Genomic DNA, 22,881 nt, shown 5'->3' on the forward strand with positions numbered 1-22,881 from the left:
GCTTGACCGCAATGTTCGTACGATTGATTCATGTCCACCGGCTCCCGCATGCTGCAGCTCCTCACCCTCCTCCAGAACCACCGGTTCTGGGCCGGAGAGGAACTCGCGACGAAGCTCGAGGTGAGCCCGCGCACCCTGCGCCGCGACGTCGAGCAGCTGCGTGAGCTGGGCTACCCGGTGGAGACCACGCGCGGTCTCGGCGGCGGCTATCGGCTCAGCGCGGGAGGTTCGCTGCCGCCGCTCATGGTCAGCGATGAGGAGGCGCTCGCGATCGTGCTCGGGCTGCGGGCGGTGACGGCGAGCGGGGTCCAGGGGGTCCAGGATGCGGCGGTCGGTGCGCTCGCGAAGATCGTCCCGGTGCTGCCGATGCATGTGCGCAAGCTGGCGGCGGGCATCGGCTCGACGGTCTCGGCGGCGCAGGCGCGCGACGGTGCGCCGCAGGTGGAGGTCGCCGTGCTCGCGAGCGTCGCCACGGCCTGCCGCGACCGCACGCTGCTCGCTTTCGCCTACGAGAAACGCGACGGTGCGCTCTCGGAACGCCTCGTGGAGCCGCACGCGTTGGTCCCGGTCGCCAGGCGCTGGTACCTCGTCGCGTTCGACGGTGACGCCGGCGACTGGCGCACATTCCGCCTTGACCGGATGCGCCGTGTCGAGTCTCGGCCGAAGCGCTTCGGGTCCCGCCCCATCCCCGGAGGTGATGCGGATGCGTTCGTGCAGGCCAGCATCCGGAACCTCCCTGCGCGATACGAGGCGGTTGTGCGCGTGAAGGTGCCGGCCGAGCTGGCGAGGGCGGAGGTCGGCCAGTGGGGAGGCGTCAGCGAGCTCGAGGGTGGCTGGAGCGAAGTCCGCATGCGCACTGACGAACTCGACTACGTGGTCTACCTGCTCGCCCGGCTCGAGGCTCCCTGTGAAGTGGTGGGGCCACCGGAGCTCGTCGACCGGCTCGAAGATTGGTGCCGACGGCTCTCTCGGGTCGCAGGGGTCGGCGGGGTCACGGAGCGGGCCGCGCAGGAAGACGAGCTCACAGGTAGTCGTTGATCGCGGCCTGCGCGATCGAGCCGTGCTCGACCTCATCCCAGCTCAGCGCTGTTGCGACGTCAGAAGCAGGTGCCTGCATGATCCGATCGTGGATGCGCTCGGCAAGCGTCCCGGGATCGACTGCGTCGGTGACGACGAGGAAGGTGACGACGACGTAGTCACCGTGCTCGCGCGCGACCTGCTCGTGGATGCGATTGGCTGCCTGGTCTGCGCATCTGAGGACGAGTCGGGACGGGAGCGTCGGGTTGTCCAGGACGACGACCACGTGGTGAAGCGCCGGGAGTCGCGACGACAGCTCGATCGCCGTCCTGATCGTGGAGTCCAGCGTCCACGCGAGCTGGCGTCGCGTTGTCGCGGAGGAGGCGTCGGCGCCGATCACCGCGGCGGCTGGATTCTTATCGAAAAGCACCGAATTCGGTGCCGGGCAACCGGTGGGGGAATATGTCGCCGAGAATGCGGAAAGGCACGGCAGGGGGTCGCCGAGCAGAAATAGACGCATTTCGCGACGACGAGGTCCGCGAGAGATCGCCGCGAAATCTGCGGCCGCCTCGGGCGAGGTCATGGCGTGACTCCTTGTCCACAGCAGTGACGCTTCACAATGTATTGATCGACGATTCCGGCGAGCTCTGGCCGTCAGCTCGAATCGCACTGGCGCGGCCGGCGGCGGAGTGGTGCGGGCGCAGTCGCACCGTGGCTGCGCCCGCCCGGCGGGCTAGCTCTTCCGCTTGAACGGATCGGCTGCCTGCGTCTTCTCGCGCTTCTGCGCCCGACGTTCCTTCAGGGTGAGCTGCGGTGCCTTCTTCGCGCTTTCCCTGGATTTTCTCTCTGCCATCGAAATACTCGCTTCCCTTTTCTTCAGCTGGCGGTATCCGGATGACCATAGCCCATTTCAAGGAATATATCTCGGCCGTCACCGATCGCTCGCTCCGGTGCCTTCTGGGCTAGGCTGGGGGTTTTACCCGCGCCGCGTTGCGGCATCACATGGAGGACGTCGTGGAAAAGATCTGGATGACGCCGACGGCATTGCAGCGACTTCAGGAAGAGCTCGCCGAATTGACGCGCGGAGGTGCCCAGTCGTCGGCGCGAGCCCGCGAGCTGCGTGGGCTCATCGAGCACGCCGAGGTGGCGGCGAAGCCCGACGACGGCCGTGTCGAGCCGGGCATGCAGGTGAGCGTCCGCTTCGAGAGCACCGGTCGGGAGGCGACGTTCCTGCTCGGCAGTCGAGCGCTCGCCGGGCTGGATCCCACGGTCGAGGTCGATGTCTATTCAGCCGACTCGCCTCTGGGCCGGGCGCTCGTCGGCAGCACGGTCGGCAGCACCGTGACCTTCACGCCACCGGCGGGACAGCAGCGCGTCAGCGTCCTCGCAGCGGTGCCGTTCGCCTGAGCTCGACGGGCGTGAGAGCCCTCACCGGTCGGCGATGAACCGCCTCGTGACGGCGATGTCCCGCTCGCCGAGGCCAGCATCCACGAGCTCGTCGAAGGCCGCCCGGAGGGTTGGGAGCAGCACGGTGTTCGTGCCTGTGGCCGACGCCACGTCGGCGGCGAAGGTGAGGTCCTTGACCATGTACTTCGCGACGCCGGAGGGGGAGTCGTCGCCGGAGACGAGCTTCTCCCGCCTGCTCTCGAGCAGGTTCGAACCGGCGTAGCCGCCGCCCAGCAGGTCCCAGAGCACGCCGAGGTCGATGCCGCTTCGTTCGGCGAGGACGCTCGCCTCCCCGAGGGCCAGGATCGTGGACGAGACGATCATTTGGTTGCAGGCCTTCGCGACCTCGCCCGCGCCGAGCGGACCGAGGTGCACCGGGCGGCCGCAGGCGTTCAGGATGCTCGCGGCGGTGGCGACGTCGTCGTCCGGGCCGCCGAGCATGATGGAGAGCGTGCCGGCCTTCGCGCCGTCCTCCCCGCCGGAGACGGGGGAGTCGACGACGCGCACTCGGCCGTCGGTTTCGGCGGCGAGGCGGTCGGCCAGCTCGCGGAGCCCGGTCGGCGACACGGTCGATCCGACCATGATGAGCAGTTCGCCGGCGCCGGCGAGGAGTCCGTCTTCGCCGCCGAGCACGGCCTCGAGCTCGGGCAGGTCGGGCAGCATCACGAGGACCGCGTCGCTGGCGGCGGCCAGCTCGCGCGGTGTCTTATGCCAGGTGGCCCCGGCGGAGACGAGCTCGGCCGCTCGCTCGGGGCGGCGGCCGGTGAGGTGCAGCGTGCCGTGTGCAGAGAGCAGGTGGCCCGCCATCGGCAGGCCCATGGCGCCGAGGCCGAGGACGCCGACGCGAGGGGAGTGAGCAGCAGTGGTCATGAGCACACCCTAGCCCCGAGAACATTGTGTAGGACAGTGTTCACAGTGTTGAATCAGCGTAAGCTCTCCCTGTCGCCACCGAATCGAAGAGGATCCTATGACTGACAGCCCCCAGACACTGCGCGCGGTCGTCGCCGTCGACCTGAGCGAAGAGCTGTGCCAGCTCATCGAGCGTCTCGAGCCCCGCCTCGAGGTCGTGCGCGACCACTCCTTCTACCGTCCGATGCGCGGACCCGCCGACTGGTCCGGCGACCCGAGCGTCACACGCACTCCTGAGCAGCAGGCGGCATTCGACGAGCTCGTCGACTCGGCGGACATCCTGTTCGGGCTTCCCGATGTCGACCCCGCCTCCCTTGCGCGCACCGTCGCCGCGAACCCGCGACTCCGCTGGGTGCACGCGACCGCCGCTGGCGGCGGCGGGCAGGTGAAGGCTGCCGGTCTCGACCAGGATGCGCTCGAGCGCATCGTCTTCACGACGAGCGCCGGCGTCCACGGAGGAACCCTCGCGGAGTTCGCGCTCTTCGGTGTCCTCGCCGGGGCGAAGGACCTCCCGCGTCTCCAGCAGCAGCAGGTGGCCAAGCGGTGGACGGACCGCTGGGAGATGCGCCAGCTCGATGAGATGACCGTGCTCATCGTCGGGCTCGGCGGCATCGGCAAGGCGGCCGCAGCGAAGTTCTCGGCGCTCGGCGCAACCGTGCTCGGCACGACGCGCAGCGGCGAGGCCGTCGAGGGTGTCGACCGCCTCGTGCCCATCGATGAGCTCGCGTCCGCGGTGTCCGAAGCCGACGCGATCGTCGTCACCCTCCCCGGAACCGACGTCACGACCGGTCTGCTCAGCGCCGAGGTCTTCGCGAACGTGAAGCCAGGCGTCATCGTCTCGAACGTGGGGCGTGGAACGGTCATCGACGAGTCCGCGCTGCTTGAGGCGCTCGATGACGGCCGCGTCGGCTTCGCCGCGCTCGACGTCTTCGAGGTCGAGCCGCTGCCGACCGGGAGTCCGCTCTGGTCGCATCCGAACGTGCTCGTCAGCCCGCACACTGCCGCACTCTCGAGCGCCGAGGAGCCGCGCATCGCGAAGCTCTTCGCCGAGAACGCGCGCAGGCTCCTCGACGGCGAGCCGCTCAAGAACGTTGTCGATATCGTCGAGTTCTACTGATTCCACGGCCGGTGCTCGTCGCAGCGTGACGAGCACCGGACGTTTCACCACGAGGGGCGGCGCCGTGCCAGACGCAACGGATGCATCACCGAAGACCGGCGAGCAGGACGCACCGGAGCGCGACCTCGCGCCCGCCGTCACGCGCTCGCTGCGCATCCTGACGCTGCTCGCCGAGGCGGACGGCGCGCCCATGACGCTCAGCGATATCGCGAGAGCCCTCGGCATCGCGAAGTCCTCGACGGCGAACCTCGTGACGGTGCTCGAGGAAGGGCGGATGCTGCAGCGCGTGCCGCAGGGGTACCAGCTCGGCAGGCGCACGGCCGAGCTCGGCGGAGCCTACGCGCAGCAGTTCAACCAGATCCGCGAGTTCTTCGGGGTGTGCGACGCATCGCTGGTGCTGCGCAGTGAACTGGTGCAGGTGGTCATGCTCGACGGGCCTGACACGGTCTACCTCGCCCGGCACGAGGGGCGGCGACGCTATCAGCTGGGCACGCCGCTCGGGTCGCGCCTGCCAGCGGCTCTCACCGCGTCTGGCCGGGCATTGCTCATGCGCCTGGACGACGAGGAGGTTGTCGACCTCGTGGGCGCATCCGCACCCTTCCCCAAGCTGACGCCGCAGAGCATCGGCACGACACGGGAGCTGCTCGACTGCCTCGCGGTCGCGCGTGAGCGCGGCTACTCGATCGACGCGAACGGCTCGGTCGGCGGGGTGACGGGGGTCGCGGTGCCGCTCGCTTCCTGGTCGCCGAGCGATCCTCCGTTCGCGCTCGGGGCCGCGCTGCCGACGGAGCTCGCGAGTGAAGAGCACGTCGCGAGGGTCGGCGAGGCGCTCATCGAGGCTGCCAAGGAGCTCACGAACCCGCTCGCCGGGAGGTAGTTCCCCAGGTCTCACGAAACCGTAGCGTTCAAAGTGTTGAACGTCGTCCAGTGGAGTGTTAGCTTGGGGTGAGAAGCATGCACCACCGGACGCCTCGGTCACCCACGCCGCGGCAATCCGCACATCAAAGGAGATGTTCCGTGACTGAGACCCCCCGGCCCCCCGTGCCGTCCGACGACCCGGAGTACGCCGACAACCTGCGCCGAGCCACGCTGGCCTCCAGCATCGGCTCCGCCCTCGAGTACTTCGACTTCGCGCTCTACGGGCTCATGACGGCGCTCGTCTTCAACAAGCTCTTCTTCGACCAGAGCGACCCGGCCGTCGCCGTCATCGGCGCCTTCGCGATCTACGGCGTCGGCTTCGTCGCCCGCCCCTTCGGCGGCCTCTTCTTCGGCACCATGGGCGACCGCCTCGGCCGCAAGGGCGTGCTCGTCATCACCATCCTCCTCATGGGCGGCGCCTCGACGGCCATCGGGCTTCTCCCCACCTACGAGACCATCGGCCTCTGGGCTCCAGCGCTGCTCGTGCTGCTGCGCCTGGCTCAGGGCTTCGGCGCCGGAGCCGAGCAGGCCGGGGCCACCGTGCTCATGGCCGAGTACGCCCCCGTCAAGCGTCGCGGCTTCTTCTCGGCGCTGCCCTTCGTGGGCATCCAGGCCGGCACCCTCCTCGCCGCCGTCGTCTTCAGCCTCCTGACCCTCATGCCGGACGAGGCGTTCCTCTCGTGGGGCTGGCGTGTCCCGTTCCTCGCATCGTTCCTGCTCATCCTCGTCGCGCTCTTCATCCGTATGCGCCTCCGCGAGACGCCGACGTTCGTCGAGCTCGAGAAGAGCGACCAGGTCTCCGACCGCCCCATCCGCGAGATCTTCACGCGCGGCATGCCCGGCGTCATCACCGGCATCGGCCTTCGCATGGCCGAGAACGGCGGCTCGTACATCTTCCAGAACGTGTCGCTCGCGTTCGTGGCAGGCACCTTCATCGCGAACCCCGTCGACCGTGGCGTCGCAACGTGGGGTGTCACGATCGGCTCGCTCATCGGCATCTTCTCGGTGCCCCTCACCGGCCACCTCTCCGACAAGTTCGGCCGCCGCGCCGTCTACCGCTTCGGAGCGGTGTTCATGCTGCTCTTCGCCTTCCCTGCCTGGTGGATGCTCTCGCTCGGCAACGGGCCGCTCACGATCGCGGTCATCGCGGTGGGCATCGGCGTGGCCGTCAACTCGATGCTCGGACCCCAGTGCGCCATGCTCCCCGAACTGTTCGGCAACAAGCACCGCTACCTCGGCGTCGCGATGGCTCGAGAGATCTCCGCGGTGCTCGCCGGCGGCCTCGCCGGTGTGCTCGGCACCTGGCTGCTCACCCTCACCGGCGGAAACTGGGTGGTCATGGGGCTCTACCTCGCGACACTCGCCGCCATCACCACCGCAGCCACGTTCCTCGTCCCCGAGACGAAGGGGCGCGACCTGCTCCGCAAGGAGGACGCGATCCGCGTCTCCACCGACGAAGAGGACACCGGTTTGATCGACCTGCAGGACGTCTACGAGGCCGCGCCGGTTGCGGCCGGGAGCGGGCGATGAGCCTGCCGGTCGGACTCAAGTCGTTCGATCTGACCGGGCGGACGGCCCTCGTCACGGGGTCGAGCCAGGGCATCGGCCGCGCACTCGCGGGCGGTCTCGCAGCAGCGGGCGCGCGGGTGGTGGTGCACGGGCGCGACCGAGCGAAGGCAGAGCGCACCGCCGCATCCATCGCCGAGACGCTCGGCCTCGCGGGCACAGCGTCCGAGCCGATCGTCTCGACCTTCGACGTGACCGACGCGGCGGCGGTGGATGCGGGTATCAGCGAACTCGAGGCGAGCATCGGCACCGTCGACATCCTCGTCAACAACGCGGGCATCCAGCGGCGCGCCCCGATCGCCGAGTTCTCCGATGCCGACTGGCACGAGCTGCTCGCCACGAACCTCACGAGCGCGTTCCTCCTCTCGCGACGGGTGGCCAGAGGCATGCAATCGCGGGGCAGCGGGAAGATCGTCAACATCGGCAGCGTGCAGTCGCAGATCGCCCGGCCCTCGATCGCGCCGTACAGCGCGACGAAGGGCGCCATCGTGATGCTCACGAAGGGGCTCTGCGCCGACCTCGCCCCGTCGGGGATCACGGTGAACGCGCTCGCGCCCGGCTACTTCGCCACCGAGCTCACCAAGGCGCTCGTCGACGACGCAGAGTTCTCAGCCTGGGTCGCGCAGCGCACCCCGGCCGGGCGTTGGGGCCACGTGGATGAGCTTGTCGGTACGCTCGTGTTCCTCTCCAGTGACGCTTCGGCGTTCGTGAACGGCCAGACGATCTATGTCGATGGCGGAATGACGGCGGTTGTGTGATGCGAATCTCCAGGATCCAGACCAGTGACGGAACGGTCACGCACGCGTTCGCCGAGGGCGACTCGTGGGTGCCGTGCAGTGACCCCTACGAGGCCTTCGCGCGCGGGGAGGAACCCGCGCGGCAGGGCGATCCGGTCGCCGACGCGACGCTGCTCGCGCCGGCCGAGCCGCGCATCGTCGTCGGCATCGCGCAGAACGGGCCAGAGCACCCCTCACCCGTGCAGGCCTGGCTGAAGAGCCCCCGGACGGTCGTGCCGAGCGGCACCCCCGTCGAGCTGCGCCGCAACGTCGGCAAGGTCGTCATCGAGGGGGAGGTGTGCATCGTCATCGGTCGTGACGCGGCCGACGTATCCGCCGAGGACGCCCACACCGTCATCCTCGGCCTCACCGCCGTCAACGACATCTCCAACCCCGAGCGCGGCAGCGTCGACCCGCGCAACTTCGAGGGCAAGGGCGGCGTCGGCTACACGCCGCTCGGACCGTGGATCGAGACGAGCGCCGACCTTGCGAGCGCCGAGCTCGAGGTCCGCATCAACGGCGAGCGCACGGTGCTCACCGGCAGCCACGAGCTGCCCGCCGGCGTTGCCGAGTGCGTCGCCTACGTCACGAGCTGGGTGCCACTCGGCCCCGGCGACATCATCATGACGGGCGCCCCCAAGTCGGCGTTCCCCGCCGAGCCGGGCGACCTCGTCGAGATCACCGTCGCGGGCGTGCCCCTCGTCACCCCGTGCGTGTGAACCAGGCCCGCCCCGAGGCCCAGGGAGGGTGCTTGTGACCCAGGAGAACCTCGCAGTCGTCGCGCACGGCAAGGACGATCTCCGGCTCGACGTGCTGCCAGAGCCCACGCCCGCCACAGACGAGGCCGTTGTCGCGATCGCCTACGGTGGCGTCTGCGGGTCCGACCTGCACTACTGGATGCACGGGGCAGCCGGCGAGTCCATCCTCCGCGACCCGCTGGTCCTCGGCCACGAGATCGTCGGCACCGTCCTCCACGCCGCCGCCGACGGCAGCGGCCCCTCCGTCGGACAGCGCGTGGCGGTCCACCCGGCCACGCCCGGCGACGACGGAGAGACGCCCTTCCCGGACGATCGACCGAACCTCTCGCCGGCCGGCACCTACCTCGGCTCTGCCGCTCGCATCCCGCACACGCAGGGGGCCTTTGCGCGCCGAGTCGCCCTCCCGGCACGCATGCTCCGCGTGCTGCCGGACCGGCTCGACCTCAAGCTGGCGTCGCTCGCAGAGCCGGCCGCTGTCGCGTGGCATGGCGTCGGGCAGGCCGGCGAGGTCCGGGGCAAGCGGGTGCTCGTCATCGGCGCCGGCCCGATCGGGGCGCTCGTGGTCGCCGTGCTGAAGCACCACGGCGCGGGCGAGATCATCGCGAGCGACCTCCACGAGCTGCCGCTCGCCGTCGCGACCGAGCTCGGCGCCAGCCGCGTCGTCGACGCGCGCGATGCCGACGCGATCGCCGCAGTGCACGCCGACGTCGTCATCGAATCGTCCGGCACCGTGCCCGGGCTCGCGAGCGCCATCCGCGGCGCGGGGCGGGGTGGGCGTGTCGTCCTGCTCGGCCTGCAGCGCAGCGGCGAGGTGCCAGCACTCCTCTCTCTCGCGATCACCCGCGAGCTGACCCTCGTCGGCTCGTTCCGCTTCGCCGACGAGATCGACGCCGTCATCGACGCCCTCGCCGACGGATCGCTCGTCGTGGATGCAGTGCTCACCCACGAGTTCCCCGTCGAGCAGGCGCTCGACGCGTTCGCCGTCGCCGGCGATGCATCCCGCTCGTCGAAGGTGCTGCTCTCCTTCGGCCCCGAGGACGATGGATCACCAGTAGAAAGGGGTGCCTCGTGAGCTCTGACCAGGCCGAACGGCGGGCGCGCGCAACCGCAGCCGGGCATCCCGCCCTCACCCACCCGCCCATGATCGTCATGGGTGTGCAGGGCACGGGCAAGACGACGATCGGCTCGGCGCTGGCGGAGCGGCTCGGCGTGACCTTCATCGACAGCGACGACCTGCACCCGGTCGCCAACAAGACGAAGATGGCGGCCGGGACGCCGCTCGAGGACGAGGACCGGGTGCCGTGGCTCAAGGTCGTCGGTGCGTCCATCGCCGCCAACGCGGCGGAGGGTCGGACGACGATCGTCGCGTGCTCGGCACTCAAGCGCTGGTACCGGGAGCTGCTGCGCTCGAGCGTGCCCGAGCTGCAGTTCGTCCACCTCGCCGGCCAGCGTGACCTCGTGGCCTCCCGCCTCGCGACTCGTCAGCACGAGTACATGCCGACGACCCTCCTCGACAGCCAGTTCGAGGTGCTCGAACCGCTCGCCGCCTGGGAGGCGGGGGTCGTGGTCGACGTCGCGGAGACACCGGCCGAGATCGTGGAGGCGGTCGTCGACTACCTCGCGGGCACCGAACCCGATGCGTCGGTGGCGGCCGGCGGTTAGAGCTCGACCTTCACCGTGCTCGCGAAGTCGGCGCCCGTCGCGTCGACGAGGGCGTCCACCAGTGGATGCCACGGGCGGGTGCTCGGCCCGGACAGCACAAGCCGCCGCGGTCGGCGGGCCGTGAGCGGGCGCATCACGAGATCGTCCGGGAGCATGCCGCGACCGAGCGACGGGATGACGGCCACACCCATGCCCTGCTGCACCATGCGGAACATCGTGCTCATCTCGCGCACGCGGTGCGAGAAGACGTAGGGCAGCCCCAGCTCGTCGTGCATCCGCCTGACGTGGGTCTCGCATCCACCCGTCGAGACGATGAGCCCGTCGTCGTCGAGTTCGTGGAGCGGGATGGAGTCCTGCTGCGCCAGCGGATGGTCGGCCGGGACAAGTGCCGCGAACTCGTCCGTCGCGACGAGCAGCGCACCGGGTGAAGTGGCGGCCGGTTCGACGAGCACCGCGGCGTCGACGAGGCCCGCCTCGAGCCACTCGGGCATCTCGTCGTCGTCGCCCTCGTAGATGGACACGGTGATGTTAGGGAGTCGAGCCGACCACAGAGCCAGCAGGTCGGGCACCAGCCCCTGGCAGACGGTCGCCACGGCGCCGAGGCGGATGGTGCCGGTCAGCGTGTCATCTCTGCGCACGGCGCTCTCCAACGCCGCGACGGACGCAAGCGCCGCGCGTGCGTGCTCGATGACGCCGCTGCCGAGCGCCGTCAGGGCGATCCCACCGTCGCGGCGGAGGACGCGTCCACCCAAGGCCTTCTCGAGTCCGGTCACCGAATGCGAGACCGCAGACTGCCCGACGCCGAGTTCGATCGCCGCCTCGGTGAACGACGCACGATCGACGACCGTGACAAGAGCCCGAAGTTGGGCGATGGTGACGCTCATGAGTTCTCCTCATGCGGGGATGAGGCGAATGCATTTGCCTCATATGGGGGTGCGGCCAACAATAAGCCCCATGAGTCCTTCCGACAACACCCGCGGCACCGTCGCCGTCTTCGTCGCCCTGTCGCTCGTCTGGGGTGCGAGCTTCCTCTTCATGAAGGTGGGACTCGAGGGGCTCAGCCCCGCCCAGCTCGTGCTCGGGCGTCTGACGCTGGGGGCTGTCGCGCTCGTCGCGATCATGCTCGTCACTCGCCGAAGCTGGCCGAGGGGCCGCGCGGTCTGGTTGCACATGCTGGTCGTATCGCTCGCGCTCGCGGTCATTCCGTATTCGCTGTTCGCGTGGGCGGGACAGTACCTGCCGAGCAGTCTCTCGAGCATCTACAACGCGACGACGCCGATCATGACGCTGCTGCTCATGCCGCTCGTGCTCGCCGGCCAGCGTCTCACGCGCACCCAGATCGTCGGCCTGATGGTCGGCTTGGGTGGAGTCGTCGTGCTTGCTGCTCCCTGGCGGCTCGTCGGCGTCGATCAGGCTCCCGAGCTGCTGCCCGCCCAGCTCGCGTGCCTCGGTGCCACAGTCTCCTACGGCTTCGCGGGCCTCTATGTGCGCCGCTTCCTAAGCAGCTCGGGCTACGACACGATCACGCTCTCGACCGTGCAGATCGGCCTGGCCGCGGTCATCGCGTGGGTGCTCGCGCCGTTCACCGCACGGGGTGAGGTGTCGCTCGACGTGCCGGTGCTCCTGGCCGTTGCCGGGCTCGGGGTGCTCGGGACTGGCGTCGCCTACATCTGGTACAACCGCATCCTGCGTGACTGGGGGCCGGCGCGTGCATCGACCGTGACCTATCTCTCCCCGGTTGTCGGCGTCGTGCTCGGCGTCGTGGTGCTCGGCGAGTCGGTGCACTGGAACCAGCCGCTCGGCGGCCTCATCGTCGTGCTCGGCGTGCTCGCGAGCCAGGGGCGTGTGCCCTGGATGCGCGCGCGAAGTGTGGTCGAGATGCCTGCTGACGGCGCGCTGCCGGCAAGTTCGAAGACGCGGGAATAGTTCCGCCCGCATCGCGTTGTATGCATATGCATGGAGTTGGGACTCAGGATCCTTCCCCTTCCGGACCTACCAGCCCCGTGCATCAACAACGAAAGGGCTGATCATGCAGTTCGGAATCTTCTCCGTCAGCGACATCACACGCAACCCGGTCACCGGCGAGACGCCGAGCGAGGCCGAGCGCATCGACGCGATCGTCAAGATCGCCCAGAAGACCGAAGAGGTCGGCCTCGACGTCTTCGCGATCGGCGAGCACCACAACCCGCCCTTCTTCTCGTCATCGCCCGCCGTGCTCCTCTCGCACATCGCCGCCCTCACGAAGACCCTCCGCGTCTCCACCTCCACAACGCTCATCACGACCAACGACCCCGTGCGCATCGCCGAGGAATACGCGATGCTGCAGCACCTCTCCAAGGGGCGCATGGACCTCATGCTCGGCCGCGGCAACACCGCCCCCGTCTACCCGTGGTTCGGCAAGGACATCCGCTCCGGCCTGCCCCTCGCCCTCGAGAACTACAACCTCCTCCACCGCCTCTGGCGCGAGGACGTCGTCGACTGGGAAGGCAAGTTCCGCACACCCCTGCAGGGCTTCACCTCCACGCCCCGCCCCCTCGACGACGTGGCACCCTTCGTCTGGCACGGCTCCATCCGCACCCCGGAGATCGCCGAGCAGGCCGCGTTCTACGGCGACGGGTTCTTCGCGAACAACATCTTCTGGCCGAAGGAGCACTACATGCGCCTCATCGACTTCTACCGCCAGCGCTACGAGCACTACGGCCACGGCAAGGCGTCGCAGGCGATCGTCGGCCTCGGCGGGCAGGCGTTCATCGCCAAGAACTCGCAGGACGCGAAGGACCAGTTCCGCCCCTACTTCAACGAGGCGCCCGTCTACGGCCACGGCCCGCGCATGGAGGACTTCATGCAGCAGACGCCGCTCTCCGTCGGCAGCCCGCAGGAAGTCATCGACAAGACCCTGACCTTCCGCGAGCACTTCGGCGACTACCAGCGCCAGCTGTTCCTCATGGACCACGCCGGCCTGCCCCTCGGCATGGTGCTCGACCAGCTCGAGCTGCTCGGCTCCGAAGTCGTGCCCGTGCTGCGTCGCGAACTCGAGGCGCTCCGCCCCGCCGAGGTGCCGGACGCCCCCACCCACGAGTCGCTCGTCCTCGCCAAGTACGGCGACGCCGCCCCGCGTCAGCCGCGCCCCAACGAGAACCGCGGTGACAACGTCACCGGCTCCTCGCCCTACCAGGACACCGCGCTCGTCGCGTAGCTCCCGCCGTTGAGCGGATGCGCGGGGCCGGCCCCGTCGGCCGGCCGCGCGCATCCGCCCACCACCGATTCCGCATCCCCGCTCGAACATGCTCAGAAGGACTCTCATGACCAACGCACAAGGCGCCTACCGGCTCGTCGTCGTCAACGCCGGCATCAGCGATCCGTCATCGACGAAGCTGCTCGCCGACCGCATCGAGCGCGGCGTCGCGAAGCTCGCATCCACTCGCGGACGCGACGTTGTATCGACGCACATCGATCTGCGGATGCTCCTCCCCGAACTCCCAGCCGCCCTCGGCTCGCAGAGCTTCGGCCCGCAGTTCGAGCGTGCCATCGGCGCGCTTCGCGACGCCGACGGCATCATCGCCGCCGCGCCCGTCTACAAGGCCGGGCCCAGCGGACTCTTCACCTCGTTCTTCCAGACGCTCGACAACGACCTCCTCATCGCGAAGCCGGTCGTCCTCGCCGCGACGGCGGGCACCGCGCGCCACGCGCTGGTCGTCGACGAGCAGATGCGGTCCATGTTCGCCTACCTGCGCACCATGACCGTGCCGACGTCGCTGTTCGCCTCCACCGAGGACTGGCAGGACACGGGCCTCGGATCCCGCATCGAACGCGCATCCGTCGAACTGCTCGCCCTCATGGAAGCCGGCGTCGAGCAGACGATCCGCGGCGACAACTGGGGCGGCTACCAGCACGAGCTCGGCAGCGCGGGCGGAACCGAGCTGGGCATCGAGCTGGGCTCCGACCTCATGCGCATGGCCGCAGGCGGCGGCGCGAGCTAGCCGCACCCGACTCGGGATGGCGAAGTCACTTCGTTGAGGAAAGTTCTCCGAGGCGAAGTGACTTCGCCATCCCGAGTCGGTGGCTGTGCGGCCGGTGGCTGCGCCGTCACTGGATGCGCAGCGGCTGCGGCGGATGAAGCGCCGACGGGCCGACGCGGAGGGTCTGGTCAGGTGCACTCGGGAGACTGCTCCTCATGACTTCCCAGAGCAAGGCCTTCGTCAATCGCGCGATCCTCTCGACCGGGCAGGGGCTGCTGACCGCCGCCTATTACGCCACCCCCGACTTCATCCCCTCGAAGGCGGCTCGCGGTGTCCTGAAGACCGCGATCACGCTCGGCATCACCGGGCTGGCGGTTCTCGAGTATCGCGACGCGAAGCAGGGAGCCCTCGAAGACTCGGATCTGCTGGTGCAGCCGGCGGCGCAGGCACCCGGCGAGCTCATCGGCGGCCCGCGCGACGAGAACGACGCGCCGCATCCAGCCGAGGGATCCCGTGACGAGGGCGGCACTGGCTCGACGGAGAACAGCTTCTCCGCGTTCTGGCTCTCGCTCACCCCGGCGAGGCGGGCAGCCCTCAGCGGAGTCGGCGTCGCAGGTGCGCTCGCGACCGTCGTCGGAATCGCGGCCGCCGAGCGTGGGATCTATCGGTTCGGCGAGCGCCGCGCCGAACGAGGAGTGACAGCCGCGCACACCAAGACCGGGCTTGCCATCGGCGGCATCACGACGCTGATCGCGCTCATCCCGACGCCCAAGGGCAAGTAGCGCGCCTCCCGCGGCCGACGCACGCCTGGCCTGCAGCGCATCCGCCGAGCCGCGTGCTGGCGAGCGCCTAGAAGCCGGCCAGCACCTCGTCGATGATCGCGATGCCACGGCGTGCATCCGCGTCGGCGATGACGGCGGGTGGCACGACGTGGATGCGGTTGTCGGCGACGAAAGGCAGCAGGCCGCGCGCGACGAGCCGCGACTTGATGGTGGCCATGTCGGCGGCGGCGAGCGGCGACCGGGTCACGGGGTCGCTCACGAGCTCGATCGCCCAGAAGACGCCCTTGCCGCGCACTTCCCCCACCACCTCGTGGCGGGCCGCGAGCTCGTGCAGGGCTGGCCTGATGACGTCACGGCCGAGGCGGGTCGCGTTCTCGACAATGCCCTCCTCTGCCATGGTCTCGAGCGTCGCGACGATCGAGGCGGCGGCGAGCGGATGCCCCGAGTAGGTGAGACCGCCCGGGAAGACCTGCTCGTCGAACTGGGCCGCGATCTCCTCGGAGATGACAACCCCGCCGACGGGCACGTACCCGGAGTTGACGCCCTTCGCGAAGGTGATGAGGTCGGGGCGCACGTCGAAGGCGTCGAACGCGAACCACTCCCCGGTGCGCCCGAATCCGGCCATGACCTCGTCGAGGATGAGGCGCACGCCGTAGCGGTCGCAGATCTCGCGCACACCCGCCAGGTAGCCGGGCGGCGGCATGAGCACGCCGGCCGTGCCCGGGATGCTCTCGATCAGGATGGCGGCGACCGAGGCGGGCCCTTCGGCCTGGACGACGCGCTCGAGGTGGTGCAGCGCGCGTTCGCTCTCCTGCTCAGGCGTCTCAGCCCAGAACTCCGAGCGGTACAGGTACGGCCCGAAGGCGTGCACGTGCCCGGTTGCATACTCGTTGGGGATGCGCCGCCAGTCGCCGGTAGCGACGATCGCCGCGCCCGTGTTGCCGTGGTAGCTGCGGTATAGGGAGACGACCTTGTCACGCCCGGTCGAGAGGCGGGCCAAGCGGATCGCGTTCTCGATCGCATCCGCTCCGCCGTTCGTGAAGAACACCTTCGAGAAGCCTTCCGGGGCGTGCGACAGGATGAGCTCCGCGGCCCTCGCCCTGGTCTCGTTGGCGTGCGCGGGGGCGATCGTGATGAGCTGCGCGGCCTGCTCCTGGATGGCGGCGATGACCTTCGGGTGCTGGTAGCCGATGGTGACGTTCACGAGCTGGCTCGAGAAGTCGAGGTACTCGTTGCCGTCGTGGTCCCAGAGCTTGGCGCCCTCGCCCCGGGCAACGGGGAGCGGGGAGATCTTGCCCTGGGCAGACCATGAATGGAACACGGACGCGAGGTCGCGGTCACGAACGTCGGTGTTGCTGGCGGCACGGCTCACGGTTGGGGCGGTCATGCGTCAACTCTGCGGCCGCGGATGCGCGCAGCAGGTGAACAAATCGGCGAGAATGGGTGCCATGACTCGACAAAAGCGTCAGGCGCCCCCGACAGGGTGGGGCCTGTCATGAGCGTCTCGCTGCGCGAACTCGTCGAAGAGACGGAGTTCAAGCTGCGCGTGCTGCACGCCGCAGACGACAGTGCCCTCGAACGCGCGGTCATCTGGGCGCACAGCTCCGACCTGGTCGACCCCACGCCGTGGCTCGAGGCGGGCCAGCTCCTCCTGACCGACGGAATGCAGTTCGCCGTAGCCGAAGCCCCGGAAGACCCGGAAGCGTCCGGCCTTGATGCGGCGGTGGACACGTCCGCCGCGATCTCCCGCGCACCGGTCTCGCGCTCACCGATCCTGCGCTCACCCGTGTCGGCGACGGCCACCGTGCGGTTCCAGGCGCTCGCGAGTGAAGGCTTCTTCGACGCCTACGTGGCGAGGCTTCGCGCAGCGGACGTCGCTGCGCTCGGCTTCGCGACGGAGGTCATCCACGCGGAGGTGCCCGCCGACCTCGTCACCGCGTGCACGCGTCACGGCCTGACGCTGGTCGAGGTGACCGAGCGGACCCCGTTCATCGGCATCATCCGCTACCTCGCCGACCAGCGAGCCTTGGAGCAGCGGGCTCGTCTCGAATGGTCCCTGCAGGCGCAGCGAAAGCTTGCACGCGCGGCGCTCAGGCCCGGCGGGCTCGGTGCGATCCTGGTCGAGCTCGAACGGCAGCTGGAGAGCTGGGTCGCGCTCTACGACTCGACGGGGCTGCGTGTGGATGCGCCGACGCGCATCCGCGTGCCCGAGAGCGAGGCGCCCGAGGTGGAGCGGATGGTGCAGAGCCTCCTCGCTCGCGGGGGTCGATCGGGCGCGCGTCTGCACGGTGACAGCGGCGACGTGACGCTGCAGACGGTCGGCCAGCACGGGCAGCTGCGCGGGGTGCTCGCCGTCGGCGGCCGGGCGCCGCTCGACCTCGCCGGCAATGATCTGGTGGCGAGCGCCATCGGCCACGCGTCGATCGCACTCGAGCAGAATCGGGAACTCGACGCAGCGCGCGGGCATCTCCGCGTCGGCCTGCTCGAGCTGCTGCTCGCTGGCGAGATGGAGGTGGCGAGGCGCACCGCGGAGACGGTCTGGGGCGAGCTGCCTGCGGCTCCCGTCCGCGTCGTGCAGGCGAGGGGCGGGGAACCCGGCCAGGCGCTGCTGGACCGACTCGAGCGACTTGCCGGGTCTGGCGGCGAGCCCCTGTTCTTCGCGGCGAGGGAGCAGGAGCTCATCGCGATCGTCCCCGCTGGCGGCGGGGCCACTCTCGTCGAGGCCCTCGCCGACGCTGGCTTCTCGGCGGGAGCATCCGCACCGGGTGACTGGGCCGAGCTGCCTCGTCTGCTCGCGGAGGCGCGCAAGGCGGCGGAACGCAGCGCACCGAGCCGGCCCTCGGTGCGGTTCGAGGACCTCGCGACAACCGGCATGCTCGGTGCACTCGAGGCCGCCGACGGCCGCGTCACCGCGCGCCGTGTGCTGCAGCCCCTGCTCGAGCACGGAGATCAAGGTCGACTCCTCCTGGACACGCTCGCCGCGTGGACCGAGGGGAACTGCGCGTGGGACCCGGTCGCGAAGTCGCTCGGCATCCACCGGCACACACTGCGCAGCCGCGTCACGACCGCCGAGCAGCTGCTCGGCATCGACCTGCAGACCTTCGCCGGGCGTGCCGAGGTGTGGTCGGCGATGCGGCTCCTCGACGACGCCTGAGCTGCGGCTGCTTGGCCGCGGCGCGACGCGGCCTGAGACGCGGCTCGGCCGTGACGTGATTCGGCTGGCGGCCCGCGCCGGGCCGTCAGCGCTCGTCGCGGAGCTTCGCCGCGAGCTGCCGCATGCTGAGGGCGCGCTTCTGCCAGAAGGCCCACATGCCGAACCACACGAACGGGGTCAGGAGGCCGGCGCCCATCTTCAGCTGATCGCGGTAGAGCGTGCGGCCGCCGGGCAGCGGCGAGACGACCATCCGGTGCTCGAACGTGGTCATGACGGCCATGAGCCCGGATTCCGGGTACCCGCGGTCGCGCAGCTCGTGCATCCCGTCTCCCAGGTCGCGGTACTGGCCGTCGATGACCTGCGTGCCCAGCGGGACCACGCCGAGCAGGCGGATCTCGACGCGGTGCGGGCTGTCGGGTGACCAACGCTCGGGGAAGCCGCCAGGTTCGAGCGAGCGCACTTCCGCGAGGGGGCCCGCCACTGCGCGGAAGGCTTCCGGCCGCTGGAGAGCGTCGGCGAGCAGTTCGGTTGGGCAGTCGAGCTCGAGCTTCAGGAGGATGCGCACTGGCACATCCTCACCTGTTCGCCTCGGAAGACGCCCAGGCTCCGGCGGGCCCGGGGTTGCGCATGCACGCAGTCACAGACCCCGGGCTTGCACACGCGCGCAGTCGCAGACCTCGGGCTTGCGCATCCGGATTGCTTGCGAGGGACGCACAATCCCGAGGTCTGTCCCGGCGTACACACGCACGCAGTCACAGACCCCGGGTTTGCGCATCCGGACCGCTGGAAACGGATGCACAAGCCAGGGGTCTGTCCCGGCCTGTCGTGAACGGGGCTCAGCCGTGGTGGGCTGCTCAGTCGTTCTCGGGGAAGCCGAGGTTGATGCCGCCGTGCTTGGCGGGGTCGAGCCAGCGGCTGGTGACGGCTTTCTCGCGGGTGTAGAAGTGGAATCCCTGCAGGCCGTAGGCCTTGCTGTCGCCGAACGCGGAGTCCTTCCACCCGCCGAAGGAGTAGTAGGCGACGGGGACGGGGATGGGCACGTTGATGCCGATCATGCCGACCTGGATCTCGTTCTGGAAGCGTCGTGCGGCGCCGCCGTCGTTGGTGAAGATCGCGGTGCCGTTGCCGAACTGGCCGGTGTTGATGAGCTCCACGCCCTCCTCGAACGACTTGACGCGGACGATGCCGAGGACGGGGCCGAAGATCTCTTCCGTGTAGGCGCGGCTGGTGGTGGGGAGGTTGTCGATGAGGGTCGGGCCGAGCCAGAACCCGCCGTCGGCGCCTTCCGCCTTGATCTCGCGGCCGTCGACGAGCACGTCCGCGCCGTCGTCTTTCGCGATCTGGATGTAGGAGGCGATCTTGTCGCGGTGCACTTCGGAGACGATGGGGCCCATGTCGGGCTCCGTGTGGGTGTCGGTGGGGGTGCCGTCGCCGATGCGGAGCTTCGCGATGCGCTCGGTCACCTTCTCGATGAGCTGGTCGGCGACGGGCTCGATCGCGAGGACGACGCTGATGGCCATGCACCGCTCGCCCGCGGATCCGTAGCCGGCGTTGATGGCCTGGTCGGCGACGAGGTCGAGGTCGGCGTCGGGGAGCACGAGCATGTGGTTCTTCGCCCCGCCGAGGGCCTGGACCCTTTTGCCGTTCTTGGAGGCGGTCTCGTAGATGTACTGCGCGATGGGGGTGGAGCCGACGAAGCTGATCGCGGCGACGTCGTCGTGGTTGAGGAGGCCGTCGACGGCCTGCTTGTCGCCGTGGAGGACGTTGAAGACGCCGTCGGGGAGGCCGGCTTCCTTCCAGAGCTCCGCGAGCCAGAGCGCCGCGGAGGGGTCCTTCTCGGAGGGCTTGAGGACAACCGTGTTGCCGACGGCGATCGCGATGGGGAAGAACCACATGGGGACCATCGCGGGGAAGTTGAAGGGGCTGATGATGCCGACCACGCCGAGCGCCTGCTTGATGGAGAACACGTCCACACCGGTGGAGGCGTTCTCGGTGAAGTCGCCCTTGCAGATGCTTGGGAACCCGGTCGCGAGCTCCACGACCTCGAGGCCGCGCTGGATCTCACCGGCCGCGTCGGACACGACCTTGCCGTGCTCGGAGGTGATGATCTTCGCGAGCTCGAGCTTCCGCTCGTTCAGCAGCTCGCGGAAGCGGAACAGCACTCCCTGGCGCTTCGCCACGGAGGCGTTCGACCAGCCGGGGAACGCGGCCTTCGCCGCCGCGACGGCCGCGTCGATCTCCGACTGTTCGGCCAGCGCGACGTTCGCGGTGGCGACACCCAGGGCGGGGTTGAAGACCGAGGCCGTGCGAGCCGGCGTCGTCGTTGCGAGGGCGCCGTCGATCCAGTGCTGGATCGTGGGAAGTGCAGAGTCCACGTGTTACTCCTCGGGCTTGCTTGGCTGGTGGGATGGCTGGTGTCTGCGGAGCAGAAGCATGGTCAGACTACGGACGGCCACCCACGCCCGAGTGGCGGCTTTGTAGAGTCGAGGGTCAGCATTCGACCAAACTGGCAACGGGTTTTGCGTCAGACTGGCTTCGACACGATGGCCGAGCTGAGGAGCGACATGTCCGAGTACCGAGTGCAGAATCCTGCGACTGGCGAGATCATCGAGACCTTCGACGACGCGACGGATGCGCAGATCGAGCAGGCCGTCGCGAGCGCGGACGCCGTCTACCGCGAGTGGCGGGAGCGCAGCGTGCAGGATCGCGCCGCCGTCGTGCGGCGGGTCGCAGAGATCTTCCTCGAGCGCAAGGACGAGCTCGCGCACCTCATCGCCGTCGAGATGGGCAAGTCGGTGCAGGAGTCGATCGACGAGGTCGAGTTCGCGGCGTCGATCATCGACTACTACGGCGTGCACGGCCCGAGCCTCATCACCGACTTCGAGATCCCGAGCACGATCCCGGGCAAGGCGTACGTCGAGCACCGCCCCGTCGGCACGCTGCTCGGCGTCATGCCGTGGAACTTCCCGTACTACCAGGTGGCGCGCTTCGCTGCCCCGAACCTCGTGCTCGGCAACACCATCCTGCTCAAGCACGCCGACATCTGCGCGCGGTCTGCGCTGACCATCCAGGAGATCATGGAGCAGGCTGGCGTGCCGGTCAGTGGCTACCAGAACGTCTTCGCATCCCACGACCAGATCGCGACCCTCATCGCGGACGACCGCGTGCAGGGCATCTCGCTGACGGGATCCGAGCGTGCCGGCGCGATCATCGGCGCGCAGGCGGGCCGCAACCTCAAGAAGTGCGTGCTCGAGCTCGGGGGCATCGACCCGATGGTGGTGCTCGACTCTGACGACGTCGCGGCCGTCGCGCAGCAGGCGTGGGACTTCCGCGTCTACAACGTCGGCCAGGTCTGCAACTCGAACAAGCGCCTCATCGTCATGGATGACATCTACGACGCGTTCGTGGAGGAGCTCAAGAAGCTCGCCACTGGGCTCGTTCCCGGCGACCAGCTCGACCTCGCCGATGGTGCCTTCGCGCCCATGTCGAGCCGGACGGCCGCCGAGACGGTGCACGCCCAAGTGCAGAAGGCCGTGGCAGAGGGCGCGACCCTCGAGGTCGGCGGAGTGCTGTCAGACGGACCTGGCGCCTACTACTCGCCAGCCGTGCTCACGGGTGTCCCGCGCGACTCCGAGTCGTACGGTGTCGAGATGTTCGGCCCCGTCGCCACCGTCTACCGGGTGTCGAGCGACGAGGAGGCCCTCGAGCTCGCGAACGACTGCGCCCTCGGCCTGGGCGGCTCGGTCTTCTCGACCGACGAAGCGCGGGCCACCCGCGTCGCCCAGCGACTCGAGGTCGGGATGGCGCATGTGAACACGATCGCCGCGGAGGCCGCCGAGCTGCCGTTCGGCGGCGTCAAGAACTCCGGCTTCGGTCGCGAGATGGGCCCCATCGGCATCGGAGAGTTCGCCAACAAGCGCCTGTTCTTCGTCTCCGCCTGAACCGGGCGGGCGCCCCGCTCAGGCGTTGGCGCCGGTCAGTTGCTGCGGTTCGTGCGCTCGATGACTTCCTGGCCCGTGTTGGGGTCGATGACCTTGCGGGTCGTGGAGGTCGACTGCTTGCGGCGGAGGGCGGTCACGAGGCTGATGATGAACACGACGGCACCCGCTCCCATGAGGATGTAGCCGATCGTCTTCAGGTCGACGAAGCCGTCGAGGTCGATGTTGATGGCGAACGCCAGGATGGCGCCGATGACGATGAGTGCGATGCCGCTGCCGTAGCCCATGGGATGACCTCCGTGTCGGATCGAGCGGACGTCGCTCGGGGTGCATCAAGTTTCGCACCGCTCGCGGCGTATATCGATGCTCAGTCTCCGATTCGTGGGCCTGGTGCGAAACGGTCAAGCGGTTCAGCCTGTCGCAGGCCATGATGGACGCATGGAAGACGAGCAACTCATCACCGTCCTGACCGACGAGGAAAGCCGCGAGCTCCTGCGGGCCACGAAGTTCGGGCGCCTCGCGTTCGCGGTGAACGGCCGCGTCGAGATCTATCCGCTGAACATCGTGTTCAGTGAAGACGACGGCGAGCTCGTCTTCAAGTCGGCGCCCGGTTTCAAGCTCGCGGGGGCCTCCATCGCGAAAGAGGTCGTCTTCCAGGCCGATGCGGTCGGTGACGGCTTCGCGACGAGCCTCGTCGCCCGTGGTGTGGCGCGAGTGCTCAGCACTGAGGCGGAACTCGAACGGGCAGAGCGGCTCGACGTGCGCCCCCTCATCGCGACGCCGAAGAACGAGTATGTCGCCATCGCGGTGGCGGAGGTCACCGGCCGCCGGTACATCACCGGTGACGAGCCCGAGCCGCTCATCGACACCGTCGCGTGA

23 protein-coding genes are annotated in these 22,881 nt (G+C 69.2%); 16 read left to right on the top strand and 7 right to left on the bottom strand.

The window, feature by feature from the left end; translation table 11 throughout:
• Positions 1 to 30: 30 nt before the first annotated feature.
• Entirely contained in the window at positions 31 to 1,038 is a 1,008-nt protein-coding gene (locus HDC34_RS02405) for a YafY family protein (RefSeq protein ID WP_179555695.1), read from the top strand.
• Here the strand turns inward: HDC34_RS02405 and HDC34_RS02410 are convergent.
• Positions 1,022 to 1,417 (bottom strand): hypothetical protein, encoded by a 396-nt coding sequence (locus HDC34_RS02410; RefSeq protein WP_179555696.1) that lies wholly within the window; start codon positions 1,415 to 1,417, stop codon positions 1,022 to 1,024. The genes HDC34_RS02405 and HDC34_RS02410 overlap by 17 nt on opposite strands.
• A 614-nt stretch (positions 1,418 to 2,031) precedes the next feature.
• Here HDC34_RS02410 and HDC34_RS02415 point away from each other — a divergent pair.
• A complete protein-coding gene (locus HDC34_RS02415; RefSeq protein ID WP_258068326.1) occupies positions 2,032 to 2,424 on the top strand; it encodes a GreA/GreB family elongation factor in 393 nt (130 codons plus the stop codon).
• Positions 2,425 to 2,445: 21 nt separating this feature from the next.
• On the opposite strand, the gene HDC34_RS02420 is transcribed toward HDC34_RS02415, so the two are convergent.
• Positions 2,446 to 3,333, bottom strand: coding sequence for an NAD(P)-dependent oxidoreductase (locus HDC34_RS02420; protein ID WP_179555697.1), 888 nt, complete (start codon positions 3,331 to 3,333; stop codon positions 2,446 to 2,448).
• A 97-nt stretch (positions 3,334 to 3,430) separates the two neighbouring features.
• On the opposite strand from HDC34_RS02420, the gene HDC34_RS02425 reads away from it, so the two are divergent.
• The 7 genes from HDC34_RS02425 to HDC34_RS02455 all read left to right on the top strand — a co-directional run bounded on the left by HDC34_RS02425 (position 3,431) and on the right by HDC34_RS02455 (position 10,169).
• Positions 3,431 to 4,489 (top strand): D-2-hydroxyacid dehydrogenase, encoded by a 1,059-nt coding sequence (locus HDC34_RS02425; protein ID WP_179555698.1) that lies wholly within the window; start codon positions 3,431 to 3,433, stop codon positions 4,487 to 4,489.
• Between the two features lie 64 nt (positions 4,490 to 4,553).
• Positions 4,554 to 5,366 (top strand): IclR family transcriptional regulator, encoded by an 813-nt coding sequence (locus HDC34_RS02430; protein ID WP_258066237.1) that lies wholly within the window; start codon positions 4,554 to 4,556, stop codon positions 5,364 to 5,366.
• Between the two features lie 140 nt (positions 5,367 to 5,506).
• Complete coding sequence (locus tag HDC34_RS02435) at positions 5,507 to 6,937, top strand: MFS transporter (protein ID WP_258068323.1); 1,431 nt, start codon at positions 5,507 to 5,509, stop codon at positions 6,935 to 6,937.
• Entirely contained in the window at positions 6,934 to 7,731 is a 798-nt protein-coding gene (locus HDC34_RS02440; protein WP_104313055.1) for an SDR family oxidoreductase, read from the top strand. The genes HDC34_RS02435 and HDC34_RS02440 overlap by 4 nt, the downstream gene beginning before the upstream one ends.
• Complete coding sequence (locus HDC34_RS02445) at positions 7,731 to 8,468, top strand: fumarylacetoacetate hydrolase family protein (RefSeq protein WP_179555699.1); 738 nt, start codon at positions 7,731 to 7,733, stop codon at positions 8,466 to 8,468. Before HDC34_RS02440 ends, HDC34_RS02445 begins: the two co-directional genes overlap by 1 nt.
• Before the next feature lie 34 nt (positions 8,469 to 8,502).
• Positions 8,503 to 9,579, top strand: coding sequence for an L-idonate 5-dehydrogenase (locus tag HDC34_RS02450; protein ID WP_308807238.1), 1,077 nt, complete (start codon positions 8,503 to 8,505; stop codon positions 9,577 to 9,579).
• Positions 9,576 to 10,169, top strand: coding sequence for a gluconokinase (locus HDC34_RS02455; RefSeq protein ID WP_308807239.1), 594 nt, complete (start codon positions 9,576 to 9,578; stop codon positions 10,167 to 10,169). The genes HDC34_RS02450 and HDC34_RS02455 overlap by 4 nt, the downstream gene beginning before the upstream one ends.
• On the opposite strand, the gene HDC34_RS02460 is transcribed toward HDC34_RS02455, so the two are convergent.
• Positions 10,166 to 11,053: a LysR family transcriptional regulator gene (locus HDC34_RS02460; RefSeq protein WP_179555701.1), complete on the bottom strand. Its 888-nt coding sequence runs from the start codon at positions 11,051 to 11,053 to the stop codon at positions 10,166 to 10,168. The genes HDC34_RS02455 and HDC34_RS02460 overlap by 4 nt on opposite strands.
• 70 nt (positions 11,054 to 11,123) lie before the next feature.
• Between HDC34_RS02460 and HDC34_RS02465 the strand changes: the two genes are divergently transcribed.
• From HDC34_RS02465 to HDC34_RS02480, 4 genes are all read left to right on the top strand, one after another.
• Positions 11,124 to 12,095 carry a DMT family transporter gene (locus HDC34_RS02465; protein ID WP_179555702.1) on the top strand — a complete coding sequence of 324 codons (972 nt, stop codon included), beginning with the start codon at positions 11,124 to 11,126 and terminating at the stop codon, positions 12,093 to 12,095.
• Between the two features lie 103 nt (positions 12,096 to 12,198).
• On the top strand, positions 12,199 to 13,365 hold the full coding sequence (locus HDC34_RS02470; RefSeq protein ID WP_104244763.1) for an LLM class flavin-dependent oxidoreductase: 1,167 nt from the start codon (positions 12,199 to 12,201) through the stop codon (positions 13,363 to 13,365).
• Positions 13,366 to 13,471: 106 nt separating this feature from the next.
• Entirely contained in the window at positions 13,472 to 14,149 is a 678-nt protein-coding gene (locus tag HDC34_RS02475) for a CE1759 family FMN reductase (protein WP_179555703.1), read from the top strand.
• A 194-nt stretch (positions 14,150 to 14,343) separates the two neighbouring features.
• A complete protein-coding gene (locus HDC34_RS02480) occupies positions 14,344 to 14,910 on the top strand; it encodes a hypothetical protein (RefSeq protein ID WP_179555704.1) in 567 nt (188 codons plus the stop codon).
• Between the two features lie 67 nt (positions 14,911 to 14,977).
• On the opposite strand, the gene HDC34_RS02485 is transcribed toward HDC34_RS02480, so the two are convergent.
• On the bottom strand, positions 14,978 to 16,297 hold the full coding sequence (locus HDC34_RS02485) for an aspartate aminotransferase family protein (protein ID WP_179555705.1): 1,320 nt from the start codon (positions 16,295 to 16,297) through the stop codon (positions 14,978 to 14,980).
• Between the two features lie 108 nt (positions 16,298 to 16,405).
• On the opposite strand from HDC34_RS02485, the gene HDC34_RS02490 reads away from it, so the two are divergent.
• On the top strand, positions 16,406 to 18,064 hold the full coding sequence (locus HDC34_RS02490; RefSeq protein WP_179555706.1) for a PucR family transcriptional regulator ligand-binding domain-containing protein: 1,659 nt from the start codon (positions 16,406 to 16,408) through the stop codon (positions 18,062 to 18,064).
• 85 nt (positions 18,065 to 18,149) lie between these two features.
• Here the strand turns inward: HDC34_RS02490 and HDC34_RS02495 are convergent, their stop codons facing one another.
• Both HDC34_RS02495 and HDC34_RS02500 read right to left on the bottom strand, forming a co-directional pair.
• Entirely contained in the window at positions 18,150 to 18,629 is a 480-nt protein-coding gene (locus HDC34_RS02495) for a hypothetical protein (RefSeq protein ID WP_179555707.1), read from the bottom strand.
• A 289-nt stretch (positions 18,630 to 18,918) separates the two neighbouring features.
• Positions 18,919 to 20,439 carry a CoA-acylating methylmalonate-semialdehyde dehydrogenase gene (locus HDC34_RS02500; RefSeq protein WP_179555708.1) on the bottom strand — a complete coding sequence of 507 codons (1,521 nt, stop codon included), beginning with the start codon at positions 20,437 to 20,439 and terminating at the stop codon, positions 18,919 to 18,921.
• 189 nt (positions 20,440 to 20,628) lie between these two features.
• Between HDC34_RS02500 and HDC34_RS02505 the strand changes: the two genes are divergently transcribed.
• Positions 20,629 to 22,005, top strand: a complete 1,377-nt coding sequence (locus tag HDC34_RS02505) for an NAD-dependent succinate-semialdehyde dehydrogenase (RefSeq protein WP_179555709.1) — start codon at positions 20,629 to 20,631, stop codon at positions 22,003 to 22,005.
• Positions 22,006 to 22,040: 35 nt separating this feature from the next.
• Here HDC34_RS02505 and HDC34_RS02510 read toward each other — a convergent pair whose 3' ends face one another.
• Positions 22,041 to 22,289 (bottom strand): DUF6458 family protein, encoded by a 249-nt coding sequence (locus HDC34_RS02510; RefSeq protein WP_104310118.1) that lies wholly within the window; start codon positions 22,287 to 22,289, stop codon positions 22,041 to 22,043.
• 151 nt (positions 22,290 to 22,440) lie between these two features.
• Between HDC34_RS02510 and HDC34_RS02515 the strand changes: the two genes are divergently transcribed.
• A complete protein-coding gene (locus HDC34_RS02515; RefSeq protein WP_179555710.1) occupies positions 22,441 to 22,881 on the top strand; it encodes a pyridoxamine 5'-phosphate oxidase family protein in 441 nt (146 codons plus the stop codon).

Origin of the sequence: Pseudoclavibacter sp. JAI123 (assembly GCF_013409665.1) — a bacterium.
Classification (GTDB): domain Bacteria; phylum Actinomycetota; class Actinomycetes; order Actinomycetales; family Microbacteriaceae; genus Pseudoclavibacter.

What these genes read in the sequence shown, in the direction of transcription:
- HDC34_RS02440 (WP_104313055.1), top strand. Translation starts at nt 6,934, where the DNA reads ATGAGCCTGCCGGTCGGACTCAAGTCGTTCGATCTGACCGGGCGGACG.
- HDC34_RS02505 (WP_179555709.1), top strand. Translation starts at nt 20,629, where the DNA reads ATGTCCGAGTACCGAGTGCAGAATCCTGCGACTGGCGAGATCATCGAG.
- HDC34_RS02460 (WP_179555701.1), bottom strand. Translation starts at nt 11,053, where the DNA reads ATGAGCGTCACCATCGCCCAACTTCGGGCTCTTGTCACGGTCGTCGAT.
- HDC34_RS02490 (WP_179555706.1), top strand. Translation starts at nt 16,406, where the DNA reads ATGAGCGTCTCGCTGCGCGAACTCGTCGAAGAGACGGAGTTCAAGCTG.
- HDC34_RS02405 (WP_179555695.1), top strand. Translation starts at nt 31, where the DNA reads ATGTCCACCGGCTCCCGCATGCTGCAGCTCCTCACCCTCCTCCAGAAC.
- HDC34_RS02425 (WP_179555698.1), top strand. Translation starts at nt 3,431, where the DNA reads ATGACTGACAGCCCCCAGACACTGCGCGCGGTCGTCGCCGTCGACCTG.
- HDC34_RS02420 (WP_179555697.1), bottom strand. Translation starts at nt 3,333, where the DNA reads ATGACCACTGCTGCTCACTCCCCTCGCGTCGGCGTCCTCGGCCTCGGC.
- HDC34_RS02475 (WP_179555703.1), top strand. Translation starts at nt 13,472, where the DNA reads ATGACCAACGCACAAGGCGCCTACCGGCTCGTCGTCGTCAACGCCGGC.
- HDC34_RS02445 (WP_179555699.1), top strand. Translation starts at nt 7,731, where the DNA reads ATGCGAATCTCCAGGATCCAGACCAGTGACGGAACGGTCACGCACGCG.
- HDC34_RS02470 (WP_104244763.1), top strand. Translation starts at nt 12,199, where the DNA reads ATGCAGTTCGGAATCTTCTCCGTCAGCGACATCACACGCAACCCGGTC.
- HDC34_RS02480 (WP_179555704.1), top strand. Translation starts at nt 14,344, where the DNA reads ATGACTTCCCAGAGCAAGGCCTTCGTCAATCGCGCGATCCTCTCGACC.
- HDC34_RS02465 (WP_179555702.1), top strand. Translation starts at nt 11,124, where the DNA reads ATGAGTCCTTCCGACAACACCCGCGGCACCGTCGCCGTCTTCGTCGCC.
- HDC34_RS02485 (WP_179555705.1), bottom strand. Translation starts at nt 16,297, where the DNA reads ATGACCGCCCCAACCGTGAGCCGTGCCGCCAGCAACACCGACGTTCGT.
- HDC34_RS02510 (WP_104310118.1), bottom strand. Translation starts at nt 22,289, where the DNA reads ATGGGCTACGGCAGCGGCATCGCACTCATCGTCATCGGCGCCATCCTG.
- HDC34_RS02515 (WP_179555710.1), top strand. Translation starts at nt 22,441, where the DNA reads ATGGAAGACGAGCAACTCATCACCGTCCTGACCGACGAGGAAAGCCGC.